Origin of the sequence: Nocardia sp. NPDC049526, from assembly GCF_044465765.1 — a bacterium.
Lineage (GTDB): Bacteria > Actinomycetota > Actinomycetes > Mycobacteriales > Mycobacteriaceae > Nocardia.
Map to the genome: position 1 here is coordinate 29,124 of NZ_JBITMA010000014.1, position 16,838 is coordinate 45,961.

The 16,838-nt window shown below is 65.0% G+C and carries 18 protein-coding genes and 1 pseudogene; 11 read left to right on the forward strand and 8 right to left on the reverse strand.

The features are described 5' to 3' along the window. The first annotated feature begins 12 nt into the window (after positions 1–12). From ACIBW7_RS34180 to ACIBW7_RS34195, 4 genes are all read left to right on the forward strand, one after another. Positions 13–573, forward strand: coding sequence for a MarR family winged helix-turn-helix transcriptional regulator (locus tag ACIBW7_RS34180; protein ID WP_397053651.1), 561 nt, complete (start codon positions 13–15; stop codon positions 571–573). A 359-nt stretch (positions 574–932) separates the two neighbouring features. Beyond that, on the forward strand, positions 933–1,559 hold the full coding sequence (locus tag ACIBW7_RS34185; RefSeq protein WP_397053931.1) for an integrase core domain-containing protein: 627 nt from the start codon (positions 933–935) through the stop codon (positions 1,557–1,559). Positions 1,560–1,590: 31 nt separating this feature from the next. Continuing rightward, positions 1,591–2,163 carry an NADPH-dependent FMN reductase gene (locus ACIBW7_RS34190; RefSeq protein WP_397053653.1) on the forward strand — a complete coding sequence of 191 codons (573 nt, stop codon included), beginning with the start codon at positions 1,591–1,593 and terminating at the stop codon, positions 2,161–2,163. Positions 2,164–2,310: 147 nt separating this feature from the next. Beyond that, a complete protein-coding gene (locus ACIBW7_RS34195) occupies positions 2,311–2,751 on the forward strand; it encodes a hypothetical protein (RefSeq protein ID WP_397053655.1) in 441 nt (146 codons plus the stop codon). A gap of 248 nt (positions 2,752–2,999) precedes the next feature. Here the strand turns inward: ACIBW7_RS34195 and ACIBW7_RS34200 are convergent, their stop codons facing one another. Then, positions 3,000–3,710: an MIP/aquaporin family protein gene (locus ACIBW7_RS34200; protein WP_397053656.1), complete on the reverse strand. Its 711-nt coding sequence runs from the start codon at positions 3,708–3,710 to the stop codon at positions 3,000–3,002. A 359-nt stretch (positions 3,711–4,069) separates the two neighbouring features. Continuing rightward, complete coding sequence (locus ACIBW7_RS34205) at positions 4,070–4,468, reverse strand: response regulator transcription factor (RefSeq protein WP_397053658.1); 399 nt, start codon at positions 4,466–4,468, stop codon at positions 4,070–4,072. Positions 4,469–4,688: 220 nt separating this feature from the next. Between ACIBW7_RS34205 and ACIBW7_RS34210 the strand changes: the two genes are divergently transcribed. From ACIBW7_RS34210 to ACIBW7_RS34220, 3 genes are all read left to right on the forward strand, one after another. After that, positions 4,689–5,663, forward strand: coding sequence for an aldo/keto reductase (locus tag ACIBW7_RS34210; RefSeq protein ID WP_397053660.1), 975 nt, complete (start codon positions 4,689–4,691; stop codon positions 5,661–5,663). Positions 5,664–5,841: 178 nt separating this feature from the next. Further along, a complete protein-coding gene (locus ACIBW7_RS34215; RefSeq protein ID WP_397053662.1) occupies positions 5,842–7,395 on the forward strand; it encodes a GAF domain-containing protein in 1,554 nt (517 codons plus the stop codon). An 83-nt stretch (positions 7,396–7,478) separates the two neighbouring features. After that, entirely contained in the window at positions 7,479–7,967 is a 489-nt protein-coding gene (locus ACIBW7_RS34220) for a DUF2231 domain-containing protein (protein ID WP_397053664.1), read from the forward strand. 288 nt (positions 7,968–8,255) lie between these two features. Here ACIBW7_RS34220 and ACIBW7_RS34225 read toward each other — a convergent pair whose 3' ends face one another. Beyond that, entirely contained in the window at positions 8,256–8,564 is a 309-nt protein-coding gene (locus tag ACIBW7_RS34225) for a hypothetical protein (RefSeq protein WP_397053666.1), read from the reverse strand. Between the two features lie 532 nt (positions 8,565–9,096). Here ACIBW7_RS34225 and ACIBW7_RS34230 point away from each other — a divergent pair. Continuing rightward, positions 9,097–9,577: pseudogene (locus ACIBW7_RS34230) on the forward strand (HD domain-containing protein); the annotation flags it as partial. A gap of 111 nt (positions 9,578–9,688) precedes the next feature. On the opposite strand, the gene ACIBW7_RS34235 reads toward ACIBW7_RS34230, so the two are convergent. The 5 genes from ACIBW7_RS34235 to ACIBW7_RS34255 form a co-directional block, all read right to left on the reverse strand. Further along, positions 9,689–10,336: an NAD(P)-dependent oxidoreductase gene (locus tag ACIBW7_RS34235; RefSeq protein ID WP_397053933.1), complete on the reverse strand. Its 648-nt coding sequence runs from the start codon at positions 10,334–10,336 to the stop codon at positions 9,689–9,691. Then, complete coding sequence (locus ACIBW7_RS34240; RefSeq protein ID WP_397053668.1) at positions 10,336–10,515, reverse strand: hypothetical protein; 180 nt, start codon at positions 10,513–10,515, stop codon at positions 10,336–10,338. Before ACIBW7_RS34240 ends, ACIBW7_RS34235 begins: the two co-directional genes overlap by 1 nt. A gap of 172 nt (positions 10,516–10,687) precedes the next feature. After that, the gene (locus ACIBW7_RS34245) at positions 10,688–11,200 is read right to left on the reverse strand and encodes a Dps family protein (RefSeq protein ID WP_397053670.1); all 513 of its coding nucleotides are present in this window, start codon (positions 11,198–11,200) and stop codon (positions 10,688–10,690) included. A 479-nt stretch (positions 11,201–11,679) separates the two neighbouring features. Further along, positions 11,680–12,336, reverse strand: a complete 657-nt coding sequence (locus tag ACIBW7_RS34250; protein ID WP_397053672.1) for a response regulator — start codon at positions 12,334–12,336, stop codon at positions 11,680–11,682. Positions 12,337–12,353: 17 nt separating this feature from the next. Further along, positions 12,354–12,593 carry a hypothetical protein gene (locus ACIBW7_RS34255; RefSeq protein WP_397053674.1) on the reverse strand — a complete coding sequence of 80 codons (240 nt, stop codon included), beginning with the start codon at positions 12,591–12,593 and terminating at the stop codon, positions 12,354–12,356. 933 nt (positions 12,594–13,526) lie between these two features. Here ACIBW7_RS34255 and ACIBW7_RS34260 point away from each other — a divergent pair. The 3 genes from ACIBW7_RS34260 (at position 13,527) to ACIBW7_RS34270 (ending at position 16,300) form a co-directional block, all read left to right on the forward strand. After that, positions 13,527–14,501 (forward strand): zinc-dependent alcohol dehydrogenase family protein, encoded by a 975-nt coding sequence (locus ACIBW7_RS34260; protein ID WP_397053676.1) that lies wholly within the window; start codon positions 13,527–13,529, stop codon positions 14,499–14,501. 99 nt (positions 14,502–14,600) lie between these two features. Then, entirely contained in the window at positions 14,601–15,227 is a 627-nt protein-coding gene (locus tag ACIBW7_RS34265; RefSeq protein ID WP_397053678.1) for an NADPH-dependent F420 reductase, read from the forward strand. Positions 15,228–15,292: 65 nt separating this feature from the next. Beyond that, on the forward strand, positions 15,293–16,300 hold the full coding sequence (locus tag ACIBW7_RS34270; protein WP_397053680.1) for a zinc-binding dehydrogenase: 1,008 nt from the start codon (positions 15,293–15,295) through the stop codon (positions 16,298–16,300). The last annotated feature ends 538 nt before the right edge of the window (positions 16,301–16,838 follow it).

Genomic DNA, 16,838 nt, shown 5'->3' on the forward strand with positions numbered 1-16,838 from the left:
AGGGTCGATCGCATGGATCAGGAGTCGCTGAACGAGCGGGAGACCCGTGCGTGGGTCTCGTTCCAGCACATGCGGATCGAAGTGAACGTTGTGCTCGCTCGCATGCTGGTCCGCGACTTCGGGCTGACCGAGGCGGACTTTGTGATCCTGCTCAGACTGTCCAACAGCCCGGGGCACAGGTTGCGGGCCCGCGATATGGCTGCCGCGCTGCAGTGGGAGCGAAGCCGCCTCTCACGCCAGATCTCTCGGATGGAGACCCGCGGCACAGTCATGCGCGCGCCGAGCGAAGGCGATGCCCGCGGCTACGACGTCGTGCTGACCGAGGCCGGGCGCGCCGCGTTCCAGGCAGCCTGGCCGTCGTATGTGGCAGGCATTCGCCACTGCTTCGCCGACGTGCTCTCCACAGCACAACTCGATGCCCTCACCGACATCGCCGAAACGATCGACAGCCACTTCAGCGCACAGCACTACCCCGGCGGACTCCAGGACCCGGCGAAGGCCCCCGGAACCCGCACGACAGCGGCCGGTATCGAGTCCGCCATCGCAGCGGATTCGCTCGAATCAGCTCGCTGAGAGCACAGTGGCCGCGCTCCACCACCGGCGGTGCAAGGCATTCGCCGATCGGCTCGAGCGCCTCCGCGATGCCTTCCATCGGGATCGAGGAGACTTCGGCCGCTGGTGACGGCCTTCAGGGGACCGCCGCCCAGTTACGCCGGTTGTCCCGGAGCGCCAGCGCTTCTGATACTCCTCAGAGTCGTTGACCTTGCCACCGTGGTGACAGTGGCCGGTGCGGTCCCCAGCGTCTGTTGGATCGCTGCGCGCACACGCGGAGCCATAGCGCGTGAATTGTGGCCCGGGAGTTGTTCTGCGAGAAATGCTTCCGCGATTTGGCGCAGGTGTGGATTGCCGCCGCCTTTGAGGGCCCGCTGTGGATGCTCGTCGGCAACCGCAACGGCGCGGCCGGTGCACGCGCTCGAGCAAGACCGCCGCCTCGGCCTAGTTCAGCCTTGCCGCAGCAGCGGAGCAATCTGGATGCGAACCGCGTGCCGACCAGCAGCGTGGACGAACTCACCGACCCAGCCAGCCGCAGAAGATCATTACGGACCGGCCGTGCTTCGCGGAAACACATCCCGCCGGGCACGCCGTCGAACGATGGGTTCATAGATTCGTTCAACCGGCGGCTGTGCAAGGAGCGCTCGGATCGCATCCATTGGACAAGCCTGCTCGAGGCCGTCGTGATCGGCGACTTCAAGGTTTACCATAATCGGGCTCACAGGAATTCGGCGCTGGGTTATCGCCGGCCCAGTACGCTGCGGCCTGGACTCACACCCACCACCCGGTGGCGTGCGGCGTCAACTGATTCTGTACGAATATCACCCGGACTCGATTACGAAATAGTCTCGTCATCGGAGACCGGTCAGAAACCTTGTGGGCAGAGAACTTTTTGCACACAGCTCGTGACACAGAACGGCTTCGTCAGCCAAATAGTGGGTGCAGCTGCTTTGAAGTACGTTGCCGGTCAAACGCACACGGGACGACCACCGAAATGCCAACAATGACATCGTCAAGTCATCAGACCGAGGAGACGTCGTGACCACGTACCGGGTTGGCTATATCGTCGGCAGCCTCTCACAGAAGTCCGTCAACCGCGTATTGTCCAAGGCGCTGATCCGCTTGGCTCCGTCCGAACTCGAGTTCGTCGAGATCCCCATCAAGGACCTTCCGCTCTACAACTACGACTACGACGCCGACTTCCCTCCCGAAGGTCGGGCGCTCAAGGAGGCCTTCGCCGAGGTTGATGCGATCCTGTTCGTCACCCCCGAGTACAACCGTTCGATCCCAGGAGCGCTGAAGAACGCTATCGACTGGGCGAGCCGGCCATGGGGTGAAAACTCGTTCACCTACAAGCCGTCCGCGGTGATCGGGACTTCGCCCGGCAAGCTGGGCACTGCAATTGCCCAACAGAGCCTGCGTAGCGTGCTGGGCTACCTCAACTCGCCGCAGATGAACGCTCCCGAGGCCTACATTCAATACCACCCGGATGTCTTCACCGAAGACGGCGAGGTGCTCAACGACAGCACCGCGCGGTTTCTGCGTGACTTCATGAACGAGTTCGGAGCCCATGTGACGCGAGTGCTCACCGTCCTCCCGCCCCCGCGTTGAGACACCACCTGCCACTCATGGATCAGCAGGCAGCTCGCGAGGCCTGCAATTGTTTGCGCCGATCGGGTCGAGATGGTTCAACTCTCGCCGGGCACGTCGAGAGGCGCGTGAAGCGTCGGTGAGATGCGCGGCGACGATCCTCAACGCATGATCCGATCAGTTATTCGTCGTCTCGTGCTCGGCGTCGCGCTCGGCACTTCCGTGGTCACCGGAGTGGTCGTGCCCGCATCCGCGGCAGCGCGATACTTCAGCGATGTAGAGGCCAGACTGGATGGCGTGCGTTGTGTCCTCGACGATCAGGAGGTGGTCTGCATCGTCGGCGGTGCCACCCCGGTGGTGCCCGGACCGAGACCGACCTGCCCGACAGATTATGGGCCGTATCCGATATTGAGGCTGGGCAACAGTGGGCCCGCGGAGGCGAGCTACACCTGTCGGATCATTATCGCGTTCGGGGAGCCCTTGCCCTTCCATAAGATCATCAGCACCGATGCGATCACGTGCAGCGGGTTGCCGACGGAACCGGGAATCCAGTGCGTGAACTCCGAGCACGGGTTCACTGTGTCCCGGACCGAGTACACATTGCGCTGAAGCAGGGATTCTTGTCACGGTCGAACCTGTGGGTATGGCACGAAATACCTACGGCGGCGTGGGATTCGGCTGTCACGCTGACAATTCCGGAGCTGTTCGCGAACGTTGAGGAGACGGCGCAGGTGCGCAGCGGGCAGGGCTCGAGGTGCAGTGCCTGGAGCCACAGCCACACCGGTCGAGGCATACCACCCGGCATCTGGACCGGCGATCTTGGCGCGATGGATGACGACGGCTTCATCACCATCGGATCATCGGTCGTCGGGATTGAGGGCGAGGAAGGCGGCACCGGCGGCGGCGCCGGCGATGAGTTGGGCCGCGAGGTACACCCACAGCGTCGACCAAGCGAACATTCCCATCACGGCCGCGCCGATCGTGACCGCCGGATTGAACGCTCCGCCGGAGATCGCGCCGACCGCGAATGCCCCTGCCATGACCGTGAATCCGATCGCCAGCCCGTAGAACGAGTTGTCCGGATTGCTCTTGCTGGTGGCGACGTTGAGTACGACGTAGCACAGCGCGAAGGTGAACAGCAGCTCGACCACGAACGCGGCCCCGATGGTGTGCTGGTTGAGGGTCAGAAGCGTCGGGGCTGCAGGGTGCGCCGGATCCACGACAGCACGCACCAGCGCCGCGGCCAGTAGTCCGGCAACCAGTTGCGCGATCCAGTACCGGACGGCATCGCGCGGGGTGATCCGATACCGCAGCAGCACCGCCAGCGTCACCGCCGGGTTGTAGTGCCCACCGGACACGTGCCCGCCGGCGTAGATCATCACCATCAGCACCGCGCCGATTGCCAGCGGTGCGAGCGGGCTGCCGCTGCGGACGCTGGTTCCGACCGTGAAGACCAGGAAGAATGTCCCGATCAGCTCGACCGCATACTTCGCAGCGTTCCGGCGAGCAGCTGTCGCCCTGTGTGGTTCAGCGGCGCGGACAGAGGCGGTCTCTTCGAATGTGACCATGTCGCGACTCCTCGGATTGCCTTCTGGGACTTCCAGAATCGCTGTCACTCGAGCTCGTGTCGTCGCCGCTGACATCCATCGATGCTCCCCGCCAGTACCACTGTGTGTATGGCGGCTAGCTGTAATCGGCTCGGGTTGCGCTCGACATCTATCGACCCCCGCGTCCGGTGCACCCGAGGAGGGCGACAAGTTCGGTGACAACTCCGTTACGGGTGCTGCTGACCGAGGACGGCGTACTGCTCCGGGAGGGATTGAGCCTGCCCACCGGTTCGGGTTTCGACGTCGTTGCGCAGGCCCGGTGATGCCTCACTGAATCTGCCCGAAACCCAAGACGATTCACCGCCGGGTGCTGGCGGTGATCACCTTTCTCGAGTCGCGCCGATCCGATCCGTGCCTCCGCCCCGGAGCAGGTCACCGATGGCGTGGGACGACAGCTCCGATTTGGGCAGGAAGCCCACGGCCGGGCTCTCCGCGATCATGTCGGCGAAGTCCTGCTGGGCGTGGGTGGAGATCAGAATCACCGGCACGCTCCGACCTAGCCGCCCGGCGAGTTCGAAGCCGTTCTCCGCACCGAGATCGATGTCGGCCAGCACCACATCGGGCGCCAGTTCCTCGACGCGCCGCAGCGCCTCGGCGCCGCTGGACGCCACGCCGACGACCGAGATCCCCTGCTGTTCCAGCAGGTTGCGAGCGGCCTCGAGGAAGTGTCGGCTGTCGTCGACAATCAGGCAGCGCAACAGCCCAACGCGCGACGTCATGACCGCAGTCTGCCGAGTTCGTGACAGCTGCGCATTACCGCTACCCGGAAATCTCCGCAGCACAGTGACGTCTTGCCGCGCCGGAGCAGGGCATGTGCAGCTGCCGGGCAGGCCGGATTCCTGTTGGCGGGAATTGTCGATGGGCGCTGGCCATGGCGACAAGTGCCCGCCGGAGCACAACAGTAGGTAGCAACAACCCTACGGAGATTCGGAGAGCGATATGAAGACAACCACTTTGGGAAGAAGCGGACTCCAAGTTTCCCGAATTGCCTTCGGCACTTGGCAACTCGGCGGCGAGTGGGGCCGGTTCGACGAGGAGGCCGCGATCACCGCCATCCGGCGCGCCCGTGATCTCGGTGTCAACTTCTTCGACACCGCGCAGGCGTACGGCTTCGGCGCGTCCGAACGGATCCTGGGCAAGGCGCTGGGCTCCGAACTCACAAGCGCCCGTCACGAACTCGTGATCGCCACGAAGGGCGGCCTGCGCAGAACCGATACCGGCCTGGTCCGCGACGCGAGCCCCGGCTGGTTGCGCAAGGGAGTGGACGCCAGCCTGGAGGCGCTCGGCGTCGACCACATCGACCTCTACCAGGTGCACTGGCCGGATCCCACCGTACCGGCCGCCGAGACGGCGGGCGCACTGGACGACCTCGTCGCCGCGGGCAAGATCCGCCACATCGGGGTCTCGAACTACAGCCCGGCGCAGATTGCGGAATTCTCCGCTGTACTGCCGGTGGCGACGGTGCAACCGCCATACCACCTGTTCCGGCGCGAGATCGAGGACGACCTGCTGCCGTACTGCCGGGTTCAGAACATCGGTGTGCTGATATACGGGCCGTTGGCACATGGCTTGCTGACCGGAACGCTGCACGAAGATACGACGTTCGCCGATGACGACTGGCGCAGTGCGAGCCCCGACTTCACCGGCGAGGTCTACCAGCACAACCTGATAGCCGTGCGGGCATTGGAGAAGTTTGCCGCAGACCGCAACATCACGGTCGGCCAATTGGCGATCGCCTGGACCTTGGCGAACCCCGCCGTGCACGTCGCGATCGTCGGCGCCCGGCATGCCGACCACATCCAGGACAGCCTCGGCGCCGCGGACATCGTGCTCGGCGATGCCGATCTGGACGAGATCGACAAGATCATGGCATGGGCGATGCCGATCGCCGGGCCGTCTCCGGAGAGTGTGTGATGGCACTAGCCGGATAGGCGCCGATGACCGGTCATCCGCATGGTGTGTGCTGCACGGCTACGATTGAGATCGAATTCCGAGGACCTCGTCCGAACTCATCGGCGATCGGTGTGGGCGCTGGGTTATGAAGTGGAAACGGTCTGGGGCGCGCGGCTGGCCTGCATCCACGCCAGGTGCGATGTCCGCACGCCGCCGTACCGATACGGACTTCTTCTCCCTACGTGCACGGTTGCTTGCGATGTCGATGCGCCCAGCGGCCCCGCCGCTGATCCTCGGGGTCGCGGTGGCTGCGTTGTGCATTGCGGCGGAGTCGATACTCGTGCTCTGGCTCCAGCAGGTCGCTCCGGGCGAGGCTTTCGGTGTCGTCTATCTGCTGGGCGTGCTGGTGGTCTCGACGGTGTGGGGACTCGGGCTGGCGGTGGCGACATCGGTCGCCAGTGCCGTCGCCTTCGACTATTTCCGTAACTGGCCCACAGATTTCGTCCCGACCGCGGCCCAGAACGGCGTCGTCATCGCGGTCTTCCTCTGCGTGGCACTGCTGGCCAATACCCTTGCGGCACTGGCCCGATCGCATGCGGGCGAGGCAAATCGCCGCCGTCGGGCCGCCGATCTCGTTTCCGAACAACAAGCCGCATTGCGGCGGGTTGCCACCCTGGTCGCGCGCGGTGCGACATCGTCGGAGGTGTTCTCTGCGGTGGCGCAGGAGTCGGCCAGGTGTCTGGGCGTGGTCAACGCGTCCCTGTTCCGCTACGAACCCGATGGTTCGGGCAGGTTCGTCGCGGCACGCGACGAACCCGGATCGCCCAAGATGCCGGTCGGTAAGCGGTTCACGCTCGAGGGCGAGAACATTGCGGCGATGGTGCTGCGTACCGGAGCCACCGCACGGATGGACAGCCACGACCATGCGACCGGCTCGGCCGCCGCCCGCATCCGTGAACTGGGTCTGCGCTCGGGGGTCGGGGCACCGATCGTCGTCAACGGCCACCTGTGGGGCGCGATCGTCGCGGGATCGTCGCGCCGCGAGCCGCTGCCGCCCGACACCGAGCAACGCCTCGCCGAATTCGCGGACCTGGTCGCGACCGCGATCGCGAACGCCGAGTCCCGGGCCGAACTCACCGCATCGCGCGCCCGCATCGTCGCGGCTGCCGACGAGACACGGCGCCGCATCGAACGCGATCTGCACGATGGGGCACAACAGCGCCTCGTCTCGCTGGGACTCGCGCTCCGCACGGTAGAGGCGTCGGTGCCGCCCGAGTTGACCACGCTCGAAGCGCAACTCTCCGATATCGTGCAGGACCTGGTCGGCGTCTCGGACGAACTCCGCGAGATCTCACGCGGGATACATCCGGCGATCCTGTCGAAAGGCGGACTCGGCCCGGCGCTCAAGGCACTCGCCCGCCGCTGCACCGTACCGGTCGATCTCGACCTCGACCTCGACCCGCGCCTGCCCGAATCCACCGAAATAGCCGCGTATTACATTGCGGCAGAGGCGCTGACGAACACGGCCAAACACGCGCGAGCCACCGAGGTGACCGTGCGCGCCAATACCGACGGCAACACGCTCCAACTTTCGATTCGCGACAACGGAATCGGCGGCGCCGCCCCAGCCAAGGGATCCGGATTGATCGGTTTGCGAGACCGCATCGAAGCCCTCGGCGGCCGGATGGATATCGCCAGTCAGGCCGAAGCGGGGACGTCGCTGCACGCCATGATCCCGTACACCGTCGAATAACTCGTTCTCAGCGGGCTTTCAGCGACGGTTGGCCACACTGACGGCCGGTGCCACTCGGTGGCTGGAATTCGAGGAGAACGGCTATGTCGACAATCAATGGTTTGCCCGCCCACATCCTCTTGGTGCACGTCATCGTCGTGTTCGTGCCGCTGACCGCGGTGCTGCTGGTGCTGTCGGCCGTGTGGCCGGTGATCCGCCGGCGGATGATCTGGCTTGTCGTGGTGCTCGCCGTGGTCACCTTGGCGCTGACGCCGGTGACCACCGACGCGGGTGAATGGCTGGAGAAGCGGGTGGGGCGGTCGCCGGCGCTGCACACCCACACCCACCTGGGCGACACTCTGCTCTATTTCGTGCTGCCGATGCTGGTGGCTACCGGGCTGCTGGTGGCCGTCCATCTCCGGGAGCGGCGCAGCAAGCCGGTCGCTCGCGCGGTGGTGGTCGCGGTTGCCGTCCTGGCCGTCGCCAGCGGCGTCGCGGCCACCGTGCAGGTGTATCGGATCGGGGATTCCGGCGCCCGGGCAACCTGGGGCGACCGTAACCAAACGGTGCAGACGCAGCCGACCCCGCGGTAGATCCTGACAACGTCCGGTTTCGCTCCGGCTGCAAGCGCGGCTGGCACAGGCGGTGGTGCCACCCAACTGGCTGGCCTCAGAAACCAATTGGCCGGCGTCGTGCCGGCGAGGTTCGGCGCGCCCGAGTGGATCCTCGGCGAGGCACTCGACGACGACTGTCCGCGATGACCCGAGACCGCGTCATTCGCTGATCATCAAATACTCAGTGCCACAACAGGAATCGGCGTATGCTTCGCGGCACGACGCGACTCCCATCGCTGATGGAGGCGCGGACGCACGGGACGGCTCTCAGTAGGAAGATGAACCGCAAACGGCCCCCGTCCAGGGCTGGCCGCAGTCGCCATCCCAGCCGTGACCCCAGCCGCCATAACCGCCGTGATCCCAGCCGCCGTAACCGCCGTGAAAGCCGCCGCCGTAACCGCCGTGAAAGCCGCCGCCGTGACCGGCCGCCCCACCATGGGCGGCCACGGCTCTGGCGGTCGCGATAGCTGCCGGCGGAGCCGAAACGGGATCGGCTTGGGCCGTCGGCGCGACAGCGATAGCTATTGCCGCAGCTCCCACCGCCAACACTGGTGTGATGTAGTTTCTGATTCGCATGGTTGCACTCCCTCGATGGCCTGTATGGACTCATTCAGAATCGCGCCCCAGCTAGCCCATGTCGCCACCGCTGACACCCATCCGTGCTTCCCGCCAGTCGATATTTCTACCTACATGCCACCTGCAAGCGCGATGCCGTAGGCATGTAAGGCGCAGCGGGTCGGGGCCAGCCGGGAGCATGGCGAGATGGCGGCGGTCCTGATAGGGGTATTGGGGGGCGTCGATGCAGGCACTCTGCGAGTACGCACTACGCGGCGTAGTGGGGGTCCGCGGTATACGGTGCTCACGACTCTCGAGAAACAACCTGTCGTGTTTGTATGTGTTTCGGTCTCGACACGAGCACTCGCCTTGTGCTCGCCGCCTGCACACGGCCGGGTTGTCGGCAGTGCCGTGTACGACGGCGACCGACGACTTGGCTGACCAACCGCCTTCGGCGAGGTGGAGCCAGGTTCAGCCACCGATCATGCGGCCCACGACCGCACGCCCCGCCGACCTCGCATAACGGAAGGGCAGCAGCGCGGGCTGAAGCCCGAATCCCGAGCTGCTGTATGTCGGCGCGATGTTCCACGACCTGGGCCTGACCGACACCTACCGCACCACCACCCAACGCTTCGAAGTCGACGGCGCCGACGAAGCCCGCCGATTCCTCACCGCCCATGGGGTCGACGACTACGCGGCACAACGGGTGTGGACCGCCATCGCACTGCACACCACACCCGGCATCCCCGAGCACATGGAACCCGAGATCGCACTGGTGACCGCGGGAGTCGAAACCGATGTACTCGACATCGGCTACCACGACCTGGACCCCCACGACATCCAGGCGGTCACCGCGGCTCATCCCCGTCCCGACTTCAAGAAGCAGATCCTCGCCGCGTTCACCAACGGGTTTCGGCGATCGGCCCGAGACCACCGTCGGAACCGTCAATGCCGACGTCCTTGCCCACTTCCTGCCCGGTTTCACTCGCACCGACTTCGTCGACGTCATCGAATCCAACCCGTGGCCCGAATAGCCACCGCCTCCTCCAGCTGGAACGGAGTCGTCCAGCGGCGGGGCGTGAAACGAAGCATCCGTCGCAGGATGGTGATGGCCGAGGCGATGTCCTCATTCCCCTGCTCATCGCCTAGTCCATCGCCAACGGCGCGCCGGCGACGGCATTCAGCAAGTGCTGTGGGTCGATGTTGAAGGCCGCACTGAGAGTGAGGGTTTCGGCCATTCCCTCGACCAGGAGATTCAGCATGTTGTTGAGCGCGATGCCGAGCCTGCTCCCGTCGCCGATACGTTCGAGCCAGAGCGTTCGTTGGCCGAGGGCACGCAAGATCGGCTCGACCAGCGGGCGGACCGGACGTACGCCAGAAGCGGGGATGAGCAGCTCCCCAGCCTCGGCGAGTCCGGGACCGCCGACTACCGGGGCGTCGATGAACAGGATGTTGTTCCGGATGGCGAGGTCGGCGAGACGAGCGCAGTATTCGGGCCCGACAGTGCTCATTTGGATCCAGATCGCTCCAGGAGCAAGAGCGGACAGCGCACCGCCGGGCCGGGTCATCACCTCTTCGACTGCGGCGCCGTCGGCGAGCACGGTGATCAACACCTCGGCGGCGGAGGCGGCGATGCTGGAGACCCGGTGTGCTCCAGCGGCGACCAACGCTGCCTCGACCGGGGTTCGGTTCCACACCAGCACGTCGAACCCGGCGCGTAGCAGATTCCGCGCGATCGGTGCGCCCATCGTGCCGGCACCCAATACAGCCACGGTGCGCACCGAGCAGGTCATCACATCGTCTCCGGGGACAGTCCGGCAACCGGCCTAGCACTGGCCATGATCTTGTCGATTTCATCGAGATCCGCACCGGTGTCGTCGTCGAACGGACCCCATTCGCCGCCCAGTTGCCATGTACCGAACGCAATGCGGGAGACGCGCCATCCGCTTCTCCCCAATGTTGTCGTCTTCATATCGGCTACTTTCGCGCCGCATGCCAAACCTTGTCGCCACCGCTGGCGCCGATCAGTCGTTCCCGCCAGCCAGAATCGGGCCGGTCTTGGTCACTGCAATCACGCTGCTGAGCAGTATTTGCAAACCCGCCGCCGGGCGAAGGGCGCGCCAGCTCAGATCGAGGTTCGGCGATCAGATCTTGCGATTCTCAGACTTGATCATCCAGGCGAGCTTCTCCAGCGAGTCGATGATCGCGTGCAGCAGGTCGCTGGTGCTGGGGTCCTCGGCGTCGACCGCATCATGCACGTCGCGGAGGGTATCGGTCGCTGCATAGGTGCGTGTCGTGATCAAGTCGACGACATGGCCGGTGTCCAGCTCATCGGCCGGAAAAGGCGGCAGGCTCGTCGTGACTGCGACGGTGTCGGATCGCCCGTCTGGTACGGCATCGAGCGCCCGCATCCGCTCGGCGATGGTGTCGCTGGCGTCTCGGGCAGCGTCAACGAGTTCGTCGAGCTGCAGGTGCAGGTCGCGGAAATTCGTTCCGACCACGTTCCAGTGGGCCTGTTTGCCTTGCAGATGCAGTTCGATGAGATCGACCAGCACGCGCTGAAGGTTGGCCGTGAGTTCTGCCGAGGCCGTGAAATTACGGATATCGTCGGCGAGACGGCGGCTGACACTTTGATGGTTTCGACGCGCTGTAGTCATAATTGCGCTCCTTTCTGAGGTACGTTCCACGGAAACATCCGCCACTTCACTGGAACGATTCCAGATTTATGATTGTTGGATTGATTGCTGCCGTCGGGTGAAAAATGCGTAATCCGAGATTCCCGGTTCGATCGTTCGCTGTGATTCAGGTACCGGCACGCTATTTGCATCCGCACGACGGAATCTCCTGGGTTCCTTTGTGGTATTGCGGCTGTATACAAATACTTGCGCGGATCTGCGGCTGCGTCATTGCGGCTGCCGTCAATTCCGCACCTCCGGTCAGCAGATAACCGAGGATGCGGGGCAGCGGTACAACGTATCTTCCGGCGGGGTGTTGGCCACGAAAACGCTCGCAAGGCAGCGCGCATCGTTGGCGCAAAGTCTGTCGCAGCGGCCGGGGCCGTCGGTTGCGCGGTTCGACCAGCATCGCGGGACACTGTGCCGCGCGGCCGTAGGTCACACTGGTCGATGTCCGAAGGTCAGCGAGCCTCGAGGAATCTGACGACGGCGAGAACTCGGCGATGGTCCTCGGCGGTCTCTGGCAGGTTCAGCTTGGTGAGAATACTGCGGACGTGCTTCTCGACGGTCCCCTCGGCGACCCATAGCCGGTGGGCTATGCCGGCGTTGGAACGCCCCTCCGCCATCAGAGCGAGTACCTCGCGCTCCCGCGCGCTGAGCACGGCAAGAGGATCGTTGCGTCGCCGAGCCGACACAAGCTCTTGAACGAGGGCCGGGTCGACAACCGAGGCCCCTTTGGTGATCCGTCGGAGAGTGTCGATGAACTCCTCCACGTCGGTGACCCGGCTCTTGAGCAGGTAGCCGATTCCACGACCACTGGCCAACAGCTCCATCGCATGCTCGACGTCGGCATGCGCCGATAGCATGAGGATGCCGACTTCGGGGAGTTCGTCGCGGATCACCCGCGCCGCATCGAGGCCTTCGGTGGTGTGCGTCGGCGGCATCCGAACGTCGATTACTACCAGGTCCGGTACTCGGTCCCGGACCAGTGCCAAGAGTTGAGACGCGTCGCCGGCTTGTCCTTCGACGTCGAACCCGGAGCGTACGAGCAGGCTCGCTACACCTTCGCGCAGTAGCACGTCGTCTTCGGCCAGAATCACCCGTAGCTGAGTCGACACCGGGTTGTTCCCCTCCATCAGGTGGTCTCGACCCGGTCGCGGACATGCGCAACATCGACCCGGGCGGGGATGGCCATATCCTCGACGGGCAGTCCATGGCGGTACTGGGTCCGGTGCAACTCGTCTCCGAAAGCGGCCGCGCTGGCAGGGCGATCGTGTGGCTCTTCCGCCATGGCGCGGCCGATCTCGTGCGCATCCTCGAACCCCGCCGCGGCCTGTTCCGCCGCGATCGGCGGAACAGGCTCATACTGCGTCATCCGTGGACCGAATTCAGCCATCCTCGACCCCGAAACTCCTTGCAGCCACTTCATGTACACATCACAACGGCCCTGGGCTGTCCGCCCTCCAGCATACCGTCAGCACACCGCTACACAGCGGCGATGGGTGAACGTCGGCGTCCACCACGGTTGCTGCGAATCTCCAGTTGGATACATCAGCAGCGGCAAGTCATCGATCCGCTGCGGCACGGCCACCGCACGGGAACCGATGGTGCGCGCCCCCGAACCAAGGTAGCGGGTATGTTGCTGTCGAGCGCTGGACACAGCCGCTCACGTGTCCTCGAGACGGCGTCCAGGCTGGCGAATTCAAGTGACGGACAGAGGCGTATGCAAGCGATTCCGAATCCGGAACGACGGGATCCGCAACAACCTCGAAGCCCGCATCATCGAGGCCGAACGCGAAAGCTGGCTCGGCGACGTCGAGGTAGTCCAGGTCAGCTACAGCGATGACGACCCGGCTGCGACCGTTCTCCGGTCTGCCTGCTGGACGTTCCTGCGCACAAGACCGGCACCGCGTCCACCAACCCGTCGACCCCGTGACTCTCCCAGCGCTGGACGCTGCATTCTGATCATCAGGGCTCGCCGGGACTTCAACCTGCATCTCCTGGGAACCGCCCCCACAATGAATTACGTCTTGCGGCATCGGGAATTCGACGGTGTCGCCATGTAGCCCCCTTGCCGGGTATGCGTGCGCAATCCGAACGGGGATACCGGCGCCGGAATGCACTCCCTACCTCGACATCGACGACACGAAATTTTGCGGGATACTCGGTCGTTAAATCAGAAGAGGCGTAACCGGTAAACTCCATCCGGGTTGGCGTCAGTCGATTGCCGATGGGCACTGAGCGGTTCTCGGTCCATTACAAAAGTCAAGCTCGTTCTTCATCGCATGCGACGGAGGAGTCGACTTCCATGCTCGCCATTCATCTCACCCAGTTCGGGGAGCCGGAGCAGAGCCTAAAGGTCGTGGACGTTCCCGAGCCCCCGGCTCCCGCCGCTGGTCAGGTGCTGATCCAGGTTGAGTACGCCCCTCTCGACCATCACGACCTGCTCGTGGCCCAGGGCATCTATCCGGTCCGTCCCCGACTGCCCAGCGTCATCGGCAATGAGGGTGCCGGCTCGGTCTTGGCCGTCGGGCCGGACGTCACGCACGTCCGTCCGGGCGACACGGTCCTGCTTCCCTTCGGCACCTTTTCTTGGTCCGAACAGGTCCTGGCCGAGGCCGCGAAGCTGACCGTCGTCGATAGGTCCATCAGCCTCGACCAGGCTGCGATGCTGACCATCAATCCCGTCACCGCGGGTCTGCTGGTGGAGGCGCGTGACCTTCCGCCTGGCTCATGGGTGGCGCAGAACGCGGCCAACAGCGGAGTCGGCCGGTCCGTCATCGCGTTCGCCAAGGAGCGCGGGCTGCGCACGATCAACATCGTGCGCCGTGCGGAACTCGTGACCGAACTCGAAGACCTCGGCGCCGACGTCGTCGTCGTCGACTCGGCGGACGCCGGTGCGCGCGTACGGGCGGTCATCGGCTCCGATCCGGTGCTGCTGGGAATCGACGGCATCAGCGGAACCGCGACTATGCTGCTGCTGGACGTGCTGACAGAGGGCGCCCTGCTGGTGGTATACGGCTACATGAGCGGTCAGCCGTTTACGCCCGACCCGGACCGGCTCGACGCGAAAAAAATCACCACTACGGAGTTCTGGATGTACCAGGACGAGTATCTGCCCCGCCATCCGGCCCTGAACGCGGAGTCCGCGCGACTGGTCGCCGAGGGAAAGCTCGTCCTGCCCTCCGCCCCTGTCTTCAAGGCTGCGGACTTCCCCGAGGCACTCGCGTACCTCAGGAAGAACGGCAAAGTCCTCCTGGACTTCAACCCGCATCGCTCGTAAGCACCGCCCGTACCAGTCCCCGAATGCCGGGAACACCGCGGAAGTGGGAGTCGACCGCATAAGCCGGTGGCCACCGGGACGGGCCCGACACGATCGAGGATGAGCACCATGACAAAACACGGCACCATCGGCATTCTCGGAGCGGGAAATATCGGCCAGGCGGTCGCTGAGAAGGCCGTCCGTCATGGCCATGAGGTACTCATCGGCAACAGCAGGGGCCCGGAGACGCTGCGGGCCGTCGTGGAGCAGTTGGGGCCGAAGGCCCGCGCGGTGACGGCCGAGGAGGCGGCGCGGCCGGATCTCGTATTCCTCGCGGTGCCGTTCTTCGCCGTGCCGGATCTGACCGGCCTCACCGACTGGTCCGGGAAGATCGTCGTCGATACGACGAATCAGTTCGCCACGGCGAACCCCTGGCAGGGCCGCTACGACGTCGGTGACCTGACGGGCAGCGAATGGGTCGCCGAGCGCCTTGCCGGCGCGCGGATCGTGAAGGCATTCAACACCGTGTTCGCCGCGTTCATCACCGCGGACCCCCAGCATGCCGAAGGTCGGCAGGTGATCTTCTACGCCGGCGACGATGCCGATGCGAAAGCCGACGTGGCCGGCTTGCTGGACGAGTTCGGATTCGCCGCGCTGGACCTCGGTGGTCTGCGCGCGGGCGGACAGCTGATGCAGCTGGACGGTCCGCTCAACGGTCAGCACTTCCTGCTTCAGGACGTCGGCTGACGCCCTGGTCATCCCCGTCCGCTCGGCTCGTCCTCCGGCCACACCGCACACCCAGGAGGCGCATCATGAACCGTTGTGTTGTCTACACCCGCGGCGGATTGCCCGCCGACGTCCTGGCCGTCGTCGAGGAGTCGGAGCCGGCGGCGCCGGAGACCGGTCAGGTTCTCGTCCGCACCACTGCGTTCCCGGTGCACCCCGGTGATCTCCAGGCCGTCGAGGCATACACGGGGAATGCCGGACAACCGGTTCACGCCGGTATCGAGGCCACCGGCGTGGTGGCGGCCATCGGTCCGAGCACGCCTGTCGCTGCCGGGGTCGAAATCGGCGCGCGTGTGACAGTCTTCCCGCACCCGGGGGCCTGGTCCCAGTGGATCATGGCGGCGGCCCGAGCGGTTGTCGCCGTACCGGAGCAGCTATCGGACGAGGTCGCCGCTCAGATGCTGGTGAACCCGATCACCTCCGTGATGCTGCGCCGGGAGGCGGAGGAGCACGACTCCATCGGATACGACGGTGTTCTGCTGCAGACCGCCGCGGGTTCGTCGGTCGGGCGGCTGCTGACCGCCGCGTGCCTGGCCCACGACATCTCACTCGTCAACGTCGTCCGCAGCGAACGCGGTGCCGCGAAGCTGCGCGAGCGGTTCCCGGACGTGCCGGTCGTGGCGACGGAACACCCGGGCTGGGCCGATGAGATCGACAGGGTCGCCGACGGCAATCCGGTGTGTGTGGCCCTCGATCCGATCGGTGGAAAGCTCGCGGAGAGGCTTCTGGATCTGCTGGCACCGGGCGGAAAACTGGTCTGCTATGGGCAGATGGCCGAGGAGCCGATATCGCTGCCCGCGTCGACGCTGCTGCAAAAATCGCTGACGCTGCGCGGCAAGACAATAGGCCGTTGGATGTCCGAGACCTCCGCCGAGCGGCAGGCATCCGACGTCGCCGCCGCGAAGCTGATCGCGATTGCACTCGCGGACCAGTTCGACGTAGCCGCGACATACGGCCTCGGCGACATGGCCGAAGCCGTGAAACAAGCGGTGCGGCCCGGCAAGATCGGCACCGTCCTCATCCGCCCTTGGTAGCCGCCGCTGTCGGAATGAACGCCTGACTGCCGCACCGTCTTCCGCGATCTGGTAGTGGTTCTGGAAGGGGCCACTTCAGTACCAGCCCATCGCGGTCCTGCCGACCAGCGGCGGCGTATGGCGCGCCGACGACCGATCCAGGATCGACGGCATGCCGATGCCCGTTAACTGGAAACCGCTTCACGCTGGTCAACGGCACCGAAGCTGCGGCAACGCTGAAACCGAAGAAGAGCCCGTTCCACCGTGCTCGACTGGATCTGGACACCTCACGAATACGTCCGACAGCCAAGGGACGCGGCACAACAGATCACAGAAATCGCGATTCCCAGCATCCGCCAGATGGACTGACGGATGCCGATCCGACATTCACGTAGCGGGCGCGATGGATCCTGGCGGTGTCGATGCCGAATGGAACCGGCTGATGGCCGATCGGTAAGCCAGGTTCGAGTGACTCCCTGCTGAATGAGCTGGTCCACGTTGGGATCGCGCGGACCGGATTGTGCGGCATGTTGCACGATCTTGGGAAGGATTGCGTCGA